General features: G+C 55.1%; 12 protein-coding genes. 8 read left to right on the top strand and 4 right to left on the bottom strand.

What is annotated here, in order from left to right; all coding sequences use genetic code 11:
• Position 1 precedes the first annotated feature (1 nt).
• Positions 2-421 (top strand): VOC family protein, encoded by a 420-nt coding sequence (locus ABD931_RS25120; RefSeq protein ID WP_345270779.1) that lies wholly within the window; start codon positions 2-4, stop codon positions 419-421.
• A gap of 2 nt (positions 422-423) precedes the next feature.
• On the opposite strand, the gene ABD931_RS25115 is transcribed toward ABD931_RS25120, so the two are convergent.
• Positions 424-810 (bottom strand): Uma2 family endonuclease, encoded by a 387-nt coding sequence (locus ABD931_RS25115; RefSeq protein ID WP_345270844.1) that lies wholly within the window; start codon positions 808-810, stop codon positions 424-426.
• Positions 811-1,100: 290 nt separating this feature from the next.
• Between ABD931_RS25115 and ABD931_RS25110 the strand changes: the two genes are divergently transcribed.
• From ABD931_RS25110 to ABD931_RS25095, 5 genes are all read left to right on the top strand, one after another.
• Positions 1,101-1,367, top strand: coding sequence for a type II toxin-antitoxin system HicB family antitoxin (locus tag ABD931_RS25110; RefSeq protein ID WP_345270778.1), 267 nt, complete (start codon positions 1,101-1,103; stop codon positions 1,365-1,367).
• A 41-nt stretch (positions 1,368-1,408) separates the two neighbouring features.
• A complete protein-coding gene (locus ABD931_RS29320) occupies positions 1,409-1,567 on the top strand; it encodes a type II toxin-antitoxin system HicA family toxin (protein ID WP_370469354.1) in 159 nt (52 codons plus the stop codon).
• A gap of 11 nt (positions 1,568-1,578) precedes the next feature.
• Positions 1,579-2,898, top strand: coding sequence for a signal recognition particle protein (gene ffh / locus ABD931_RS25105; RefSeq protein ID WP_345270777.1), 1,320 nt, complete (start codon positions 1,579-1,581; stop codon positions 2,896-2,898).
• Positions 2,899-3,013: 115 nt separating this feature from the next.
• The gene (locus ABD931_RS25100; RefSeq protein WP_345270776.1) at positions 3,014-5,401 is read left to right on the top strand and encodes a T9SS type B sorting domain-containing protein; all 2,388 of its coding nucleotides are present in this window, start codon (positions 3,014-3,016) and stop codon (positions 5,399-5,401) included.
• A gap of 16 nt (positions 5,402-5,417) precedes the next feature.
• On the top strand, positions 5,418-5,870 hold the full coding sequence (locus tag ABD931_RS25095) for a hypothetical protein (RefSeq protein WP_345270775.1): 453 nt from the start codon (positions 5,418-5,420) through the stop codon (positions 5,868-5,870).
• Positions 5,871-5,930: 60 nt separating this feature from the next.
• Here ABD931_RS25095 and ABD931_RS25090 read toward each other — a convergent pair whose 3' ends face one another.
• Both ABD931_RS25090 and ABD931_RS25085 read right to left on the bottom strand, forming a co-directional pair.
• Positions 5,931-7,637: a S41 family peptidase gene (locus tag ABD931_RS25090; RefSeq protein ID WP_345270774.1), complete on the bottom strand. Its 1,707-nt coding sequence runs from the start codon at positions 7,635-7,637 to the stop codon at positions 5,931-5,933.
• Between the two features lie 193 nt (positions 7,638-7,830).
• Entirely contained in the window at positions 7,831-9,816 is a 1,986-nt protein-coding gene (locus ABD931_RS25085; RefSeq protein WP_345270773.1) for an acetoacetate--CoA ligase, read from the bottom strand.
• A 255-nt stretch (positions 9,817-10,071) separates the two neighbouring features.
• Between ABD931_RS25085 and ABD931_RS25080 the strand changes: the two genes are divergently transcribed.
• Together ABD931_RS25080 and ABD931_RS25075 are read left to right on the top strand one after the other, a co-directional pair.
• Positions 10,072-11,958: a pseudouridine synthase gene (locus tag ABD931_RS25080; protein WP_345270772.1), complete on the top strand. Its 1,887-nt coding sequence runs from the start codon at positions 10,072-10,074 to the stop codon at positions 11,956-11,958.
• A gap of 140 nt (positions 11,959-12,098) precedes the next feature.
• Positions 12,099-14,003, top strand: a complete 1,905-nt coding sequence (locus ABD931_RS25075; RefSeq protein ID WP_345270771.1) for a PAS domain-containing sensor histidine kinase — start codon at positions 12,099-12,101, stop codon at positions 14,001-14,003.
• Between the two features lie 151 nt (positions 14,004-14,154).
• On the opposite strand, the gene ABD931_RS25070 is transcribed toward ABD931_RS25075, so the two are convergent.
• A complete protein-coding gene (locus tag ABD931_RS25070; RefSeq protein ID WP_345270770.1) occupies positions 14,155-18,099 on the bottom strand; it encodes a DUF7149 domain-containing protein in 3,945 nt (1,314 codons plus the stop codon).
• Positions 18,100-18,178 lie beyond the last annotated feature (79 nt).

Raw genomic sequence — 18,178 nt, 5'->3', positions numbered from 1 at the left:
TATGCGGATATGGCCAAACGGTAAAAACCGTAACTTACACCTGAACTCGCAAACCTTTCTTCTCATGCAGCCTTCTGTCAAATGGTTCGAAATACCCGTTTCCGATTTAGCCCGTGCCGCCGGCTTTTACGGTCGACTATTCGATAATCCTGTAATGCATTTAGATTTAGGTGATCTGAAAATGGGCCTGCTTGCCGGCGGTCAGGGTGCGCTGGTGCAGCACCCAGCCTATGTACCTTCCCACGAAGGCGCGTTACTTTTTTTCGACGGTGGCAATGATTTAGCGGAGCTACTTGACCGGGTAGAACCGGCGGGCGGCAAGGTCATCCGGCCAAAAACGCAGATTAGCCCGGAGCAGGGGTTTATGGGATTGTTCGAAGATTCGGAGGGCAACCGACTGGGTTTGCGTTCGCAGCAATAGACCTAAAACAGGGTCTTTACATCCAGCACAACGCTGTCCAGCACATTGGATTTTAGTTCCCCTTCCAGCACCGAAGCGGCACTCAGCAACTCATACCGCTCGTTTTCGAGCGTGTAGATTTCTATTTCCTGGTCAGACGGATCAACAATCCAGCACTCCTTAACGCCAAAGCGTTCGTATAGCTCCTTTTTGGTAACCCGGTCGCGCACCACGGAGGTTGGTGAAATGATTTCTACTACCAGTTGGGAAACGCCTTCAATGCCGTTATCAGTAACGATGACTTCGTTTGCTTTGCCGACAAAAACCAAATCTGGTTGTGGAGAACTGGTATCGTCCAGAAACACATCAACGGGGGCGAAAAACAACTCTCCCAGGTTATGCTGGCTGATAAATGCGTCTAATGCCAGGGTAAGTTTCCGGGCGACGCGCTGGTGGGCGGGCGTTGGGGCTTTTTTTTACAAGTTCACCATCTAAAAGTTCATACCAGTGCCTATCGTTCTCGTCGAACTCCAGATTCCGAAACTCGTGTATGCTTATCTTTTTCACGCCCACCTCAACAGCCATAGCTTTACAAACAACGGATTTAACAGGTATATCCCAAAGATAACTTAAGCCGCTAGGATTCACAACGTCCCGCCAAAAATCACTAACTTTGTGGTTAGGGCATAACAAAGGCAGCATGAAGCAAAGCACGTACCGGGTTATTTTGCGGAAAGAGCCGGAGGGCACCTATACAGCAATGGTGCCATCGATTCCTGGCTGTGTTACCTGGGGAGAAACCATTGAAGAGGCTATTGAAATGGCCCGCGAAGCGGCAGAAGGATGCCTCGAAGTTTACACCGAGCAGGGAATCGAAATTCCCGACGACAGCGATACGTTTGAATATTCGATAAACGTAGCCGATCCACTCGCGAATCAGTCGGCTGAATACTCCCAACCTAACTAGGTAGCTAATGGATTATTCACCCAAACGCTTGAGGAACGAGGTTGGGAGTTGAAACGTATAAATGCAGTCACCATATTTATTTCAATAGTGAATTGAACCGCACCCTCCCTGTCCCAGTTCATGGTAACCGGGATATGGCGAAAGGAACGTTCTTCTCTTTATTAAAACAAGCCGGTATCGACCGGGATCAAATCGGATAATAACGTAGTATATGTTTGAGAATCTGCAGGATAAACTGAATCAGGCCTTCAAGACCCTCAAAGGGCAGGGCCGGATTACCGAAATCAACGTCGCCACTACCGTGAAGGAGGTGCGCCGGGCACTTACCGACGCCGACGTTAACTATAAGGTAGCCAAAGAAGTCACCGACCGCGTTAAGCAGAAAGCCCTCGACCGGAAGGTACTCATTGCTGTAGAACCCGGCCAACTGTTCGTAAAAATCGTGCAGGAAGAACTCACCGACCTGATGGGCGGTGAAGCCGAAAGCATCAACGTCAAAGGCGATCCGGCCATTATTCTCATAGCGGGTCTGCAGGGCTCGGGTAAAACCACCTTCTCCGGCAAGCTGGCCGCCCACCTCAAAAAGCAGGGCCGCAACGTCCTGCTCACCGCCTGCGACATTTACCGCCCGGCGGCCATCGACCAGTTGAAAGTACTGGGAGAGCAGGTCGGTGTGGAGGTATACGCCGAACCGGAGAACAAAAACGCCGTTCAGATTGCGCAGAACGCCCTGGCCCACGCCCGCAAAACGGGTAAGAAAGTGGTGATTGTGGATACCGCCGGTCGTCTCGCCATCGACGAAGCCATGATGCAGGAGGTGGAGAACCTCAAAAAAGCCCTGAACCCCTCGGAGACCCTGTTTGTCGTAGATTCCATGACGGGACAGGATGCCGTGAACACGGCCAGGACGTTCAATGAACGGCTGAACTTCGACGGCGTGGTGCTGACCAAACTCGACGGCGACGCCCGCGGTGGTGCAGCGTTGTCCATCAAAACGGTGGTGAACAAGCCGATCAAGTTCATCAGCACGGGCGAGAAAATGGAAGCTCTCGACGTATTCTACCCCGATCGGATGGCCAGCCGGATTCTGGGCATGGGCGACGTAATTTCGCTGGTAGAGCGGGCGCAGCAGGCCTTCGATGAAGACGAAGCCAAGCGCATCAACGCCAAGATGCGCAAGAACCAGTTTGACTTTAACGACTTTTTGTCGCAGTTACAGCAGATCAAGAAGATGGGTAACGTCAAAGACCTGCTGGGCATGATACCGGGTATGGGCAAGATGGTGAAGGATCTGGACATCGACAACGACTCCTTCAAGCCCATCGAAGCCATGATCAACTCCATGACGCCGAAGGAGCGCGAGCGGCCCGACATCATCGACAACAACCGCAAACGCCGGATCGCGGCTGGTAGCGGCACCACCATTCAGCAGGTGAATAATTTGCTGAAACAGTTTGACGAGATGCGGAAGATGATGAAGAAAATGAATCAGATGCAGGCATCCGGCAAGCTGAGCAAAATGACGCGGTAAATAGTCTGTTCGACAGATTTTTAGCGTAAAAAAGCGGCCATAGAGCCGCTTTTTTACGTACTTCCGAGTATCTTTAATCTTTGGATCCTCTATGCCTGTCGCCTGATTGATGCGTATGAACATTTCTACCTACCCGAAATGGATTTATTGGTGTATGGTAGCCTGGCTGTTACCGGCTGCCCGGCTACTGGCCAACCATATTGTCGGCGGAGACATCAATATGGCGTACCTTGGTCAGCCGGGTAACTTTCGGCTTACCCTGAATCAGTTCTGGGATGAAGACGGCATTGCCAGAAGTGGGAATGCCGGTAATTACGAAACCGTACTGACAGTGTATGTATACAGCCTGCGTACCCGGCAGTTGATGGATCAGTTTCAACTGAACCGCAGCAGTAAGCAGGAGTTCTCCTACGAAAACCCGGTCTGCGCCCGCTCGCAGGGACTGCGTACGTCAGAAGTACGCTATACGGCCGACGTACGGTTCAATCCCGACCGCTACACCGATGCTTCCGGCTACTACATTGTCTGGGAGCGCTGCTGCCGCAATGCGGCCATCAGCAACATCGTTAGTCCGGGTCAGGTAGGCATGGTCTTTTACCTGGAGTTTCCCGCCATGCGCCCCAACGGCCGCGACCTCATTAATTCGTCTCCCGACTTTGTGTTGCCAAACGGAAAATACGCCTGCGTCAACAAACCGTTTCAGCTTCGCTTTTCGGCCAACGATGCCGACGGCGACGAACTCCGCTACCGCCTGGTTACGCCCCTGATCGGTTATACAACGCAGGCGCAGAGCCTCCCTTCCAACCCACAGTCGCGCACCTCCTACCCAACCGCTATCTGGCAACCCGGCTTCAGCAACCAGGCCATGATTCCGGGCCCTGTGCCGCTGCAGATCAACGACCGCACCGGCGAGCTGTCTCTCACCGCCGGTCAGGAAGGCCTGTTTGTCTTTGCGGTGGAAGTGATGGAAATGCGGAATGGAGTCCGGATTGGACTGGCCCGCCGGGAGTTTCAGTTGATGGTCAAAGACTGTAACCCGATGACTCCGCCGGCCCCGGTGGTTACCAGCAACTACCAGCCGGCCACCGCCATTTCTTTCTGCCAGGGCGGCAATGCCCAGCTCGAAACCCAGACCGACCCGAAATGGTCGCTCCAGTGGCAAAAAGATAACGTAAATATTGCCGGAGCCACCGGCGCCGTTCTGACGGTGAATGAACCCGGCATTTATACAGTCGTAAAAAGCCTGGCCGATGTCTGCGCCAAAGACACCATCTCGCAGCGGGTAACCGTCAGCCTGATCCCCACGCCCACCGTCGGCCTGACCGCCACGGGCCCGCTGACGTTTTGCGAGGGTGGCTCCGTAGGGCTACAGGCCAGTCAGACCAAAGGCACCCTGCGCTGGTATTATAACAATAGCGCCCTGAACCAGCCAAACACCCCTTCCATTACGGCTCAGCTTGCCGGCACCTATACGGTCGAGTATTACGAAACCGGCAATACCTGCCCCGGCCGCAGCAGCCTTCAGGTACAGGTAAACCCACTGCCAAAAAGCAGCCTGACAGCCGCCCCCCTGGCTGTTATCTGCGGCAATGAATCGGTACAACTGTCTGCCGATTACTCGGGCGGGGTGCGATACGGGTGGCAGCGCAACGGCTCCCTCTGGCAGTTGACCACCCAGAATACGCTGAGTACAACGCAGGCGGGCATCTACCAGGTGACCATTACCGATGCCAATGGATGCCAGGCAACATCGGCCCCATTTACCGTTACGGCGACGCCCCTCCCCACCATCCGTTTCGATTCAATTGCTCCGGTATGCGACAGGCAACAAGCGGTTCCTCTGATGGGCTCGCCCGCCGGGGGGCAGTACGAGGGACCCGGCGTTACCGGCAATCAGTTTAACCCGGCCATAGCGGGCACGGGTCCGCATATCATTACCTACACCTATACCGATGCCAACGGATGCCGCAACCAGCAAACCCGCACGGTATGGGTGGAAGACGAAATCGGCTTGAGCCTGCCCGAAGAACTGGTAGTGCTGCGGGGCGAACCGACGTTGATGCCCGTAGCCATCCGGGTGCCTGTTAAAGAAGCTTCCTGGTCACCCCCCGACGGGCTAAGCAATCCGAGCCTGCTACGCCCCACCACGAATCCGGATGATTCAAAAACCTACCAGCTCCGGGTCAGTACCTTTCTGGGCTGCACGGCCGAGGCTACCATTCGCGTGAAAGTGATCGAACGGATGTTTATTCCAACGGCCTTTAGCCCCAACAACGACGGTCTGAACGACACCTGGGTGATTCAGGGTGTGCATAACTTTCCGGCCTGTGAGGTATATATCTTCAACCGCTGGGGCAACGTAATCTATTATTCAAAGGGATACGGGCAACCCTGGGATGGCACCTACAAAGGAGAACGGGTCGACCCTGGCTTATACACGTTCCGGATTGAAACAAACCTGAAGGGAATTCGGTATCAGGGTACCCTTACGGTATTATACTGAGGACTATCTTTGCGGCATGAAAAAAACCGCTTTGGTCGTTACCATCCTTCTGTACGTAAACACCATATCCGCATTCGGTCAGGCTTCGGTAGCGTATTACCCGTTCAACTCTCTGTTTTCGGTCAGCACCAACCCCAACCGGCCGCTGTGGGTCGACGCTCGCGTGCAGACCAATACGCTGTTTGGGTCGCTGAGCACTACCCTGGCCCCGATGATAACCATCAGCCGCCGGCAATCGGCAGCGTATTATGCCGGGCTGGGTGTCCGGTTCAACGCCCTCAACACGCTGGTTAGTGCGCGGGTGCTGGAGGGGTACTCACTGCATGCGGGGGTGCGGGTGGCTCCGGTAACCACCTTACCGAACCTGCGGGTAGCTTTTGAGATTTCGCCATTCTCCCGCCGTGACTTTAAAAGTGGTATCCTGTATTCATACCTCGGTGTTGTTTACCAGTTTGGCCGGAAAGAATAAAAAATAGCCGGAAGGCAGACAGCAGCGTCTGCGCTTCCGGCTACGTTTGGGTATATCCCGTCACTTGCCGACTTGAGTGGTCAGAATACCGTGTTCCAGCATGCGGGCACGATCAAACAGCGTCAAGGCCTTCTGATAAGTATTATCGGCATCGGCCATCACCTGATAAAACTCGTTCTGCTGACCGTTCCGGCTATTCTTCTGGTACACATACCGGGCTACATACGCTTTCACCTGCGTCCGGATAAAGTCTTTCGAGCGGTTATATTCCTTCTCGTTAAACTTAACTCCCTGCTGAGTGGCATCCTTCACGAGTTGCTGCAGCATAGCGTCTGTGAACACAACCGACCGGTTAAATTCGTCAAACGACATTTTCTCCAGCTTTTTGCGGTTCGTATTGGCGTACTCCAGGGCATACTCACGGGTAATGTTCTTAGCCAGCAACTGCGCCAGGTAGCTGGTCTGCCAGGTGGTGTCGCGCGGCACAAAATAATCGGGAGTAATGCCGCCGGCACCGTAAACAACCCGGCCGTGGGCGGTCTGAAACTTCAGTTTCGGATCATTCTTAATGCTGTCGGCAATGAAGTATTCGCCCCGTTTCGAGCGCAGTTCCAGTTCTTTTTCGTAGTCGCCTTCCTTACCCGGTACGTAGGGTTTCTGAATACTGCGGCCACTAGGAGTAAAATAGCGGGAAATCGTCAGCCGCAGTTCAGACCCATCCGTCAGTTGAACCGGCATCTGCACCAGGCCTTTACCAAACGACCGGCGGCCTACAATATACGCCCGATCGTGATCCTGCAGGGCACCAGCCACAATTTCGGAGGCCGAGGCACTCCCCTCGTCTACCAGCACCACCAGTGCTCCTTCTTCAAACTGACCGGCAATACGGGCATGAATCCGGCGGTCGTAGCGGTCGTCTTTACCGTCGGTATACACCAGCAGCTTGTTGCCGGAGATAAACTCATCGGCCATGCTGGTAGCCCGGTCCATATAGCCGCCGGGGTTGTTGCGCAGGTCGAGCATCAGTTGCGTCATGCCCTGCTGCTTCAGCGACGCCAGGGCCGTTTTAAATTCATCGTAGGTAGTCTCAGAAAACCGGTTTACTTTGAGGTAGCCGGTCTTATCATCTACCATATAGGCAGCATCAACCGAGTAGGTAGGAATGCGGTCGCGCATCACTTTAATAGTCCGGGGTTCATTTTCCCCCTTGCGCAGGATGGTCAGGCTGACTTCGGTACCGCGCCGGCCACGCAGCGTTTTAAACACCACGCCATTATCAACTTTCTCGCCGGTCAGGGGAGTATCATTCACCTTAATAAGCTTATCGCCACTTTGGATACCAGCTGTTTCAGATGGACCACCGGCCAGCGGGGTAACTACATACACCGTATCTTTGTAGATGTTGAACTCGACCCCAATGCCATCGAAACCACCTTCCAGTTGCGTACGGGCGGCCACCGCATCCTGCGGATTCAGGTAGGCCGTGTGCGGATCAAGCTTTTCCAGCATCTTGGTGATGGAGTAATCAACCAGTTCCTCAGTATTAACGGTATCAACGTAGTTGTTTTCGATCAGTTGAAGAATCTCCTTGTATTTAGTGTAGCCGCGACCAATGTTGGTTAAACTTTTGGTCCCTCCAAAAAACGTCGCTCCGATCAGCATACCCGAGGCCAGCGTGACCCCCAGTATCATCGGCAAACGAACCGTTGCCTTGTCGTTCTGAATCCGCTCCTTTGCGGCCTTGCCGAACTCCTCTTTCTCTGCCATAGGTCAATCAATTATCATACTTGGATAAAACGTAAAAACGCGCTGTTTGGTGAATAGTGTTTTGCCGGCCTACGCGTTTCAGCCAAATTCACCACCAAACCTATGCCAGAAGCCGTTTCATCTACCTGTAAGGTAGATGAAACGGCTAACCGAGAAAGACTGCGGAAAAGCGACCCAGGCAGTGTTGTTAAATTTACACACTTTGCCCCAAACTCTCAAGGTTCATATTCACGAAAAAATCGAGGGCTGACGGATTCCGCAGCGTGTCTTTACTGGCGGCCGCAGCCGGATCAACCCCAGACAAAATTTTCTTGATAGGCGCTTCTACTTTTTTGCCGCTGATGGTGTAAGGTACCTCAGGAATAGCGTATACGGCATCGGGAACATGCCGGGGACTGCACTGCAAACGCAGGGTTTGTTTGATACGGGTCACCAGTTCACCCGATAGTGTCTGCCCCTCCCGCAGCACCACAAAAAGCGGCATCAGGTAGGCCCCACCGGGCTTCTCAATGCCAATAATCAGGCTATCGGCAATTTCGGGAATAGTTTCTACAGCGCTGTATACTTCAGCGGTGCCGATCCGGACACCGTCGCGGTTGAGCGTAGCGTCTGACCGGCCGTAAATGATCACACCGTTGCGCTCCGTAATCCGGATAAAATCGCCGTGCCGCCATACCCCCGGATACTGCTCAAAATAGCTGCTGAAATAGCGCTTGTTGCCGGGGTCGTTCCAGAAATAAATAGGCATGGAGGGCATAGGCTCCAGAATAACCATCTCGCCCAGTTGATCCCGCACGGGCCGGCCTTCTTCGTTGAACGCTTCGACCTTGCAGCCCAGCAGCCGCGCCTGAATTTCGCCTTCGTAGACAGGCAGCACCGGGCAGCCGCCCACAAAGCCGCTGCATACATCGGTTCCTCCGCTGAGCGAAATCAGCCAGACGTCTTTTTTGACCGACTCATAGATCCAGCGGTAGCCTTCGGGCGGCAGCGGTGAACCGGTAGAGCCGATGGTGCGCAAAGCGGTCAACTTATGCGTTTTAGCCGGTTCGATACCGGCTTTTAGGCAAGACAGGTAGTATGCAGCCCCCCCGCCGAAATGGTTGATCTGGGTCCGTTCGGCCAGACTCCAGAGTACGTCCAGGCCGGGGTAACCGGCCGACCCATCGTAAAGCACCAGCGTAGCGCCCGCCAGCAGAGAGGCTACCGAGTAATTCCACATCATCCAGCCGGTGGTAGAGTACCAGAAATACCGGTCGCCGGGCCGCACATCTTGGTGCAGCGCCAGGGCTTTCAGGTGTTCGAGCAGGCAACCACCCACGCTATGCGTAATGGCTTTGGGCTTGCCGGTGGTGCCCGAAGAGTACAGTACCCAAATGGGGTGATCAAACGGCACCGGCTCAAACTCCAGACCGTTTGCCGACGTCCACAAGACATCTTCCCAAAGCGTAGACCGCTCCAGCCGGCTCTCCGGGTCGAGGTAGGGAAACCAGACCACTTTTTTAAGGGTAGGTAGCGCCAGCCGCAGCTCCCGGAACGCGTCGGTTTTGTCGATAGGCTTGCCGTTGTAGGTGTAGCCGTCTACGGCAAACAGCAGTTTAGGCTCTATTTGCTGAAACCGGTCGACAATACTGGCCGTACCAAAATCGGGCGAGCAGCTCGACCAGACAGCCCCTACGGCATTTGTCGCCAGAAAGGCAATAACCGCTTCGGGAATATTGGGCAGCACCGACGCTACCCGGTCGCCGGGACCAATGCCGTTCTGCCGCAGAAACGCGGCCACGGCCGACACCTGTCGTTCGAGTTCGGCCCACGAAAGCTGCCGGGTAGTCGTTTGCCGCTCCGACTGGAACAGTATAGCCGGGCGTTGCGCCGTTTTATGCCGGAAAATATGTTCGGCATAGTTCAGCCTGGCCCCGTCGAACCACTGGGTACCGATCATGCCCCGGTCGGGCTTGATAATGACCTGCCGGTACAGGGTATGACTCTGGATATCAAAAAACTGCCAGATGCTTTCCCAAAAATCTTCGAGGTCGGTCACCGACCATTCCCACAAGTCGTTGTAGTTGCGAATGTAAAGCCCCTTTTTCACAAACAGCCAGTCCATATATTGTTTCATGAGCGACTGCTCCAGAAAGCGATGGTCGGGTTTCCATAAAGGACGAATAGAGGTAGGAGTCATGAAGTATGAGTCGATAGTTGTTGGTCGATAGTCGTCAGAGTATGCGTGCGTCAGCACTATTGACTAACGACTATCGACTAACGACTATTACTTAGTCCGAATTCTTTTGGGTCAAATTACGTTATCAACCGGAACGATAACGAAATACGTGTGTAAAAGCTGTATCTTTGCAGCCATTTTTTACGCTTGCCACGTCCATAAATCACTGATAGCAAGCCATTTATTTTTTTACAGTAGTGATTACTGTACTCTTTCATGAAGAAAAACAATCCTTTTAACCGCGACGGCGGACCGCGCGACGGCGGACCGCGCGACGGCGGACCGCGCGACGGCGATTCCCGCGATGAACGTCACGACAGACCGGATCGTCGGGGTGATGCTCGCAATAATGACCGCCGGGATGGTGGACGACCTTTTTTTGGGCGTCGCGATGATGACGCACGGGGTGGCTATAATCGCCGTGATGACGACAGACCGGGTCGCGATAGACCGGGTCACGATAGACCGGGTCACGACAGACCGGGTCACGACAGACCACGCTCCGGCGGGCCGGAGCGCCCACGCTTCAGCCGCCAGGATAACGATAACCGTAACGACGGACCGCGTAACGACGGACCGCGTAACGACGGACCGCGCTTTGGCGGACAGGGTCGTGGCAATGATAATCGTCGTGGCAGCGACCGCCCCCGGTTTGATCGGGAAGACCGTTCTGGCGGACAGGGTCACGATAGATCACACGAAGACCGCCCACGTTTCGGCGATGACCGGCGGAGCGACCGTTTCGGTGGGTCGGACCGTCCGCGCTTCAACCGCGATGGTGGACCGGGTCGCGATAGACCACGCGAAGATCGCCCGCGCTTTGGCAACGATCGACGAAACGATGACCGGGGCAGTTTCCGCTCCGAAGACCGGCGGGGACATGATCGCCGGAACGAGGATGATCGCCCCCGCTTTGACCGGAATGACCGCCGGGAAGGTGGTAACCGGTTCGGCCGTACTGACGGACCACGTAATGACGGACCACGTAGTGACAGACCGGGTCACGACAGACCGGGTCACGACAGACCGGGTCACGACAGACCGGGTCACGACAGACCGGGTCACGACAGACCGGGTCACGACAGACCGGGTCACGACAGACCGGGTCACGACAGACCACGGAGCAGCCGGAATGAAGAGCGTCCGTTCGGTAGAGGTGATAACCGCCGGGAAGGTTCGACGGATCGGTTTGATCGTCGGGAAGACCGCCGGCGTCCGGATGACCGTCGCAGTGAAGATAACCGCGAGAAGTTCCAGGACGAAAGTCGCGAACGGCGGGTAGGCAAATACGATAAAGCGCCAACCTATAACCTGGATGCGATTCGGGAAGGGCTGGCGAAGAAAAAGCAGAAACAAACGGCCTTAGCCAAAAAGCAGACGGCGCAGGACGCCGACGGCCTGATCCGCCTGAACCGTTACATCGCCAATGCCGGTATCTGCTCGCGCCGGGAAGCCGATGAACTGATCGCCCGTGGCGATATTCGGGTTAATGGTCAGGTTGTGACCGAGATGGGCTATAAGGTCCAACCTACCGATGTGGTCAAGTATGGTAACAAAGTGCTGAACCCGGAGAAGATGGTGTATGTGCTGCTGAACAAGCCGAAAGACTACATCACCACCACCGACGATCCGGAAGAACGCAAAACCGTAATGGAGCTGGTAGCCGATGCCGGGCCATTCCGTATCTACCCTGTTGGGCGGCTCGACCGCAACACCACCGGTCTGCTGCTGCTGAGCAATGATGGCGAACTGGCCGAGAAGCTGACGCATCCGTCGAACAACATCAAAAAAATTTACCAGGTAGAACTGGACAAGCCGATTACTGAAGAACATTTTGACGCCATTCAGGCGGGTGTGGAACTGGAGGACGGATTTATCAAGCCTGATGACCTGGGTCTGGTAACCCCCGATGCACAGGTGGTAGGTATTGAAATTCACAGCGGCCGCAATCGCATTGTCCGCCGAATCTTTGAACACTTCGGCTACGAGGTAACCAAGCTGGACCGGACCATGTATGCCGGTCTGACCAAAAAAGACCTGCCGCGTGGCAAGTGGCGGTTTCTGGAACCTAAAGAAGTGGTTAAGCTGAAATACCTGATTTAACGAAAAGCCCGGCTCAGGAGCCGGGCTTTTCGTTTGACCGGGAAGAGTTATTCAGAAAATATACTGATATTCAACTGTTTTTACTCAATGTTGAAGTCGGTAAACGTTTATATTCAGTGGAAAGTCAATTACCCTCACAAGTGGCAAATAGGCCTCAGTCAGACAGTCTTCAACGTATTCTGGATAGTTCGGTTGGTTATATACTGCTCTGGGAGCCCGTTCGCGATGAAGCCGAAACCATCATTGATTTCCGGCTGACCCTCTATAACCCGCGTATTCTGGAGACCTTTGCTATTTCGCCGGAGGTGCTGGTTAGCCACACGCTGAGACAGATCCACATGGTTACCGATGAGATCTTTGCCAATTACGTACGGGTAATTGAAACCGGCACGCCCTACCGCGCCGAACGGGCTTACGACTATAACGGGAACACCCGATGGCATGATATTACGGCTACCAAACTGAATGATGGACTGCTCACCATTGTGAAGGACATTACCGATACCAAGCAGGTTTCGCTGGCGCTTCAGACACAAAGCCAGTTGCTGAAGCAGGTGTTCGACTCCTCGCTGAACGGCATCTATCTCTTACAGGCCGTCCGGGACGCTACCGGCGCGGTGGTTGATTACCGGGTTACGCAGTGTAATCGCGTAGCCCAGCAGGAGCTACTCACTCAGTTTGGTATTGACCCGCTCAACCGGACCCTGCTGGAAATATATCCGGCCAGTAAGGACCAGGGATTGTTTACCATTTACAAAGACGTACTGCAAACGGGCAAGCCGCATCAGTCAGAACGGCATTATCCGCTTCAGAACCTGTGGTACGAGATCTCGGCGGTGAAAATGGACAATGATAGTCTGGTCATTACCTTTGTCAATACTACCGCTACCCGGCTTACGGCCCGGCAGGCCATCCGGCAGGCGGAGCGCGTGGAAGGGCTCCTCAACGGCTCCATAAACGGTATGATAGCCATGGAACCGGTGCGCAAGGGCAGCACCGTGCAGGATTTCCGGTTTACCATGGCCAACCAAATGGCCGTGCAGATGTGCCGTATCCCGCTGGAGCAACTGATTGGCGGTTCTCTGAACACCCTGTTCCCCTCGGCAAAAAGCTTTAAACTGCTTGACTTATACGTTTCGGTACTGGAAACCGGGCAGCCGCAGCGCACCCAGTTTTTCTACAATGTAGACGGCTATCAGGCATGGTACGACCTCGCCATCTCCCGCATGGATAGCGACACGCTGGTGCTGTCGTATACCGATATTACCGAGAGCCGTGTTATGCAGCAGCGGCTGGAGCAGATGGTGGAAGAGTTGAAGCGCTCCAACGAATACCTCGAACAGTTTGCGTATATAGCCTCCCACGACCTGCAGGAACCCCTGCGTAAGATTGAAGCGTTCAGCAACCTGCTCACCCAGCATTATGCAGCTTCGCTGGACAATACGGCCCGCGACTACCTCAGCCGGCTCAGCAAGTCATCGGTCCGGCTGCAAACGTTTGTCCGGAGCCTGCTGGCGTATTCCCGGCTGACAATCGGCAACGAACAGATACGAAACGTGCCGCTGAACCGTATTCTGGCGGAGGTGCTACTTGATCTCAACGAGGCCGTTCTTGAGAAACAGGCCCAGATTAGCATTAGTGCCTTACCCATTGTGCAGGGCAACGCCACCCAGTTGCAGCAACTCTTCCGCAACCTGATCAGCAACGCCCTAAAGTTCCAACAGCACGGTACCGCGCCCGTTATACAAATCAGCGCCCGGACTGTCGACGCCAAAGACCTGCCCAACGCCCCCATTGCCCAACGCAGAGGCCAATGGGTAGTTATCGATATAACAGACAATGGAATTGGGTTCGAAGAAAAGCACCACGACCGCATTTTTCAGCTTTTCCAGCGGCTGCACGGCCGCAACCAGTACGAAGGCACCGGTATTGGGCTGGCCCTCTGCAAAAAAGTGGCCGAGCTTCACGGTGGCGCCATCTCCGCCCACAGCACCCCCGGCGAAGGATCAACGTTTACCGTGTATCTGCCGTACGAGGAGAGTTAACGATGCGTCGGCGTCTGCTCCGGAGGACCGGGCGGTCGGTACCGCCAGCGGTTTGTAGAAAGGCCAAAGCCGTTGAATGACCCCTGCCCTGTAGGGGCCATCGGTTTGTAGCCATGGCCCCTACAGGGCAAACAACGCGGACCAGCACCGCCTACCGTCCTTCCACAATCGCGATCTCCTCAGCCGTCAGGCCATACAACTCATACACCATCCGGTCAAGGTCGGCTTCGAGGGCGGAGGTGTCGGCCAGGGGGTCCTGCTGTTTGGCCGATAAAATGGCTTCTGCTTTTTCGATAAACGGCTTTTTGGCGTCGGGTAATGCCTTCCGGATGGGAAGTTTTGATACATAAACCGGTTTGTACTCAAAGAAGCCGCCCTGTTTTGTTGCGGCAATCTGACGCATCATAAAATCGACCGTGCTACTATTCAGCAGCGCCAGCAGGTATTTATCATCGCAGGGGATAATTGAGGTTTTATCGTTGCTGTAAAAGTTGGCGGTATCAAATGCGTATGACGCCCGCTGAATAATTGCCGGAATAATGATCTTTGGCTTTTCAAACTCGGCATAGTAATCACAAGCCCTCAACTCCCACCAGTAATTGCCTTTATCGGTGCGTTTCCGGGCTTTTTCGGCAAACGGCTCCAACTGGCGGCTGATGGCCGGAAAGTCGGCTTTTAACTTGTCAAACGCGTCGGCTTCCGGCAGTTTTCCGTATCGGCTCACGGTAAATCCGCTGGGTAGCAGAATCAGGAAGGTGCCTTGTTTCGGCACCTGATACCGCTTTACATCCCGCCCGGCCAGAAACGGCTTGATGATCCCGGCACTGTGCGGGTCTTCGTCGATGAGCCGCCGGCGGGTTTCGTCGTTGATGACAAAGGCTTCGTTCAGGCCGGTCAAAACACCTCGGTAAATTTTGCCCTGCACGTATTCGCCCAGCGGAACGCCCTGCCGTTTTATTTTTTCGAGCAGTTGGTGTACCGCCGTGTCGGTCAGCATCCAGCCTTCGTCGTTCAGGGCAGCCGGGGCGGTCTGGAAAGCGTTTTCGGTCAGGTAACCGGCCAGACTGCCAAATTTCAGCGTCTGCACATTGGCCACCCGGATCGGCTGTGTGGGGGCCGTTTTCCGGGCCGACAGGATGAGCGGGTACGTCGTCGCTTCGTCAAATACGGGCAGGTCACCGAAGTCGTAGAGTTCCGTCAACTGCCACTGCTTCAGCCACTGCCGGAGCGGCTTGCCAAAGCCGGCGCGGGTAAATTTGTTGGCGATGATGAACGAGAAATGCCCGCCCGGCTTCAGCAGGCAGAGGCCTTTTTCGATAAAATACACCAGCAGATCGGCCGTACCGGCGTAGGTCTGGTACTGCTGCGCCAGGTAGGGCTTAATGGCCTTGATCTCCTCCTGCCGGATGTAGGGAGGATTGCCGATGACCACATCGAAACCGGCAAACGCCCCGGCCTCATCCAGAACCTCCGGAAACTGAAACCGCCACTCAAACGCATTCCGGAACAGCGGATTATCCACAATCTGCCGGATTTTCTGCTGGGTGTCGGTAATGTCCTGTTCCAGCCGCGCGCGGTCTTTCTGCTGCGCCGGGCTCAGGCTGGTGCCGAACAGCGTCCCCGTTTCATACTTCTGAAACAGCTCCACCTCCAGCTTCCGGAGCTTATCGCGGAGGGGTTTGGCTTCGTCGGGCAGTTGCTTCACCAGTTCACTGCGAATGTCGGCCAATAACTGGCGCAGGCCGCGTTTGCGCTCGCCCTCCGCATTGGTCTTATACTCCTGAATAAAGCTGCGGTAATCGTTGAGCCGCCGTTCCAGCCCAGCCGTTTCAAAAGGCGCTTCCAGCGGGTAGCGGCTCACCAGGCTATTCCCCTGCCGGATGTTGATGTCGATATTAGGCAGCGTTTCAAGCGCAGGGGGTATGGAGCGTGGGGCTGAGGGCATGGGGCTGGGGGTCTGAGGCAGCCTCTCCATACCCCTTTCTCCTTTACTCATCTCTCCACTACTCTCTGCTCCCTGCCCCTTGCCCCCGGCTACGTAGTAGGCATGCTTCAGCAACTCGATCCACAACCGCAGGCGGCAGATTTTCACCGAGTTGGGGTTGATGTCGACGCCAAAGAGGCAGTTTTCGATCAGGGTCTGTTTTTCGTGGAAGAGCGTTTCCTGCAACCGCTGCCGATCGGCAATGGGCTGGCCTTTCTCGTTGAGCCGGTAGGCAAACGGCTGGCCGGTCTCCTGCTCAATGATGACCAGTTCGTCGTTTTCGATGCTGATGTCGTAGCCACGCACCCGCTCACCGGTATCGCGGTAGCTCAGCACGCGCAGATCGGCCTTAACGGCAATCAGTTCGTTCAGCGCCGATACCAGGAAGTGGCCGGAACCCACCGCCGGATCGCAAATTCGTAAGTGGTTGATTAGTTCATTGGCTTGCCGGCGTACCGTATTGTCGGTATACTCGATGCGGTCCTGCAACTCCTGAAAATGGGCGCAGTGCCAGCCCAGCGCATCGTTGAACCGCTGCACCACCGCCCGCCGGATGGTTTCGCGGCACATATACATGGTGATGAAGCCGGGCGTAAAGAACGAGCCGTCTTTGTAGCCGTTAATCTTCTCAAAGATCAGCCCCAGCACGGAGGCATTGATCAGTGTCTTCGACTCCTCCTGCACCTCCTCCGTCCCCTCCGAGGCAAAGTTGTAGGCGTTCAGGAAATGTAGCAGGTAATGCAGCGTATTCACCTGCCCCGTTTGCTTACCCGCCAGGCCCTCTCCCTCCTTGTTTAACGAGAGACTAAGGGGGGTATTCTTCCGCAGCACCGAATGCCCGTACATCGGCACGGTCAGGCTATCGTCCAGGCTGCTGATGCGGAGCGTCTGCTCCTCCAGGTCACTGATCTCAAAGAGCGAACTATTCAGGTACGGCACAAAGCCGAACTGCTTCTGCACGCTGGCCTGGCGGTCTTCGGGTCGTTTGGCGAGTACCTGAAAAAAGAGTTTGTTCAGGATGTCGTAGTCGCGGATCTGATCGGGGCGCAGAAACTGCTTTGCCGTATCGTGGCGGTGGTAGCCGACCAACTGCCCTTCCAGCAGTTTCAGGAACAGGATACGGTTGATCCAGGTAATGCACAGTGCCAGGGCGATGGTATACAACTGCTCGGCCCGGCTGTCGCCGTACTGCGCCAGATCGGGCAGGCGGTCCAGGTTAATCTCCGAATCGAGAATCGTTATGGTATTTTCCAGCAGCGAGCCCTCGTCGGGCTGCTGCTTTCGCTGGATCAGCCGTTTGCCGCCGTCTCTCACCTCCTCCAGCCCGATGATGTGGAGCAGTTCGTGGTAAAACTCCCGGTTCAGCGTATTGCTGTCGTTACCGAAGGCGAGTTTGAGCAGGTGCGTAGGCGAGAGCAGCTTCAGCAGCGGAATGAGCGAGTTGTCGACAGCCGGGTCATTACTGTTCAGGGCCATCTGGTGGTCCTTCAGGTTGACGTACGTAAACGGCAGCGTATCATTTTTGAGGTTCCGCAGGTAAGGCCGGGCAATTTCATTGTAAAAATGTTCGGTGCTGGCGCTGCTGGTCTGCCCGGCCTGCCACTGCCGGAAGCGTTTGGCCAGCAGGGTATTGACGCCGAAGAGCCGCTCAAAATCGTGGGCGTCGAAGATATACCACTCGTAAATATTGGTGATGACCAGCCGGCGGATGTCGTTGCTGCCGTCCAGCACGCGCTCCCGCAGGTAGTACAGCATCAGTTCGTGCAGCGCCCGCGAGTTGAGCTGGTAGGGTGTAGGCATTTCGGTGAGGTTCTTCGGGCGTTTCACCTCAAAAATCAGCCCAACGGGGCTATCGGCTTCAGAGCCGGTATGAATTACCAGGTCTTTATGGTCTTTGGTGGCAATGAGATGGGCCGGTTTGAAGCCGGTATCTTTCAGAAAATCGGCCAGGTGGCCTTTTACGTTCTCCTCCGACTCGTTTTCGTCGATACGGCTCAGCAGCAGGCGGAGTTGGGTCTTAAACTGCTCCAGTTCGTCGCGCCCGACGGGGCGGATGCGGAACGCTTTGTTGAGGGCCTGACGGGCTGTGCTGTATGGTTTGGCGGTACTCATGAACGGTTACGGCAAGTCGGAAACAGACCTGCAAAATACGGCTAATTCCGGAACCGCCAGCAAACAAAAAAGCCCCGTG

Origin of the sequence: Nibrella viscosa (assembly GCF_039541875.1) — a bacterium.
Classification (GTDB): domain Bacteria; phylum Bacteroidota; class Bacteroidia; order Cytophagales; family Spirosomataceae; genus Nibrella; species Nibrella viscosa.
The sequence above is the reverse complement of the archived record's forward strand: the minus strand, read 5'-3'. Positions and strand labels throughout refer to the sequence as shown.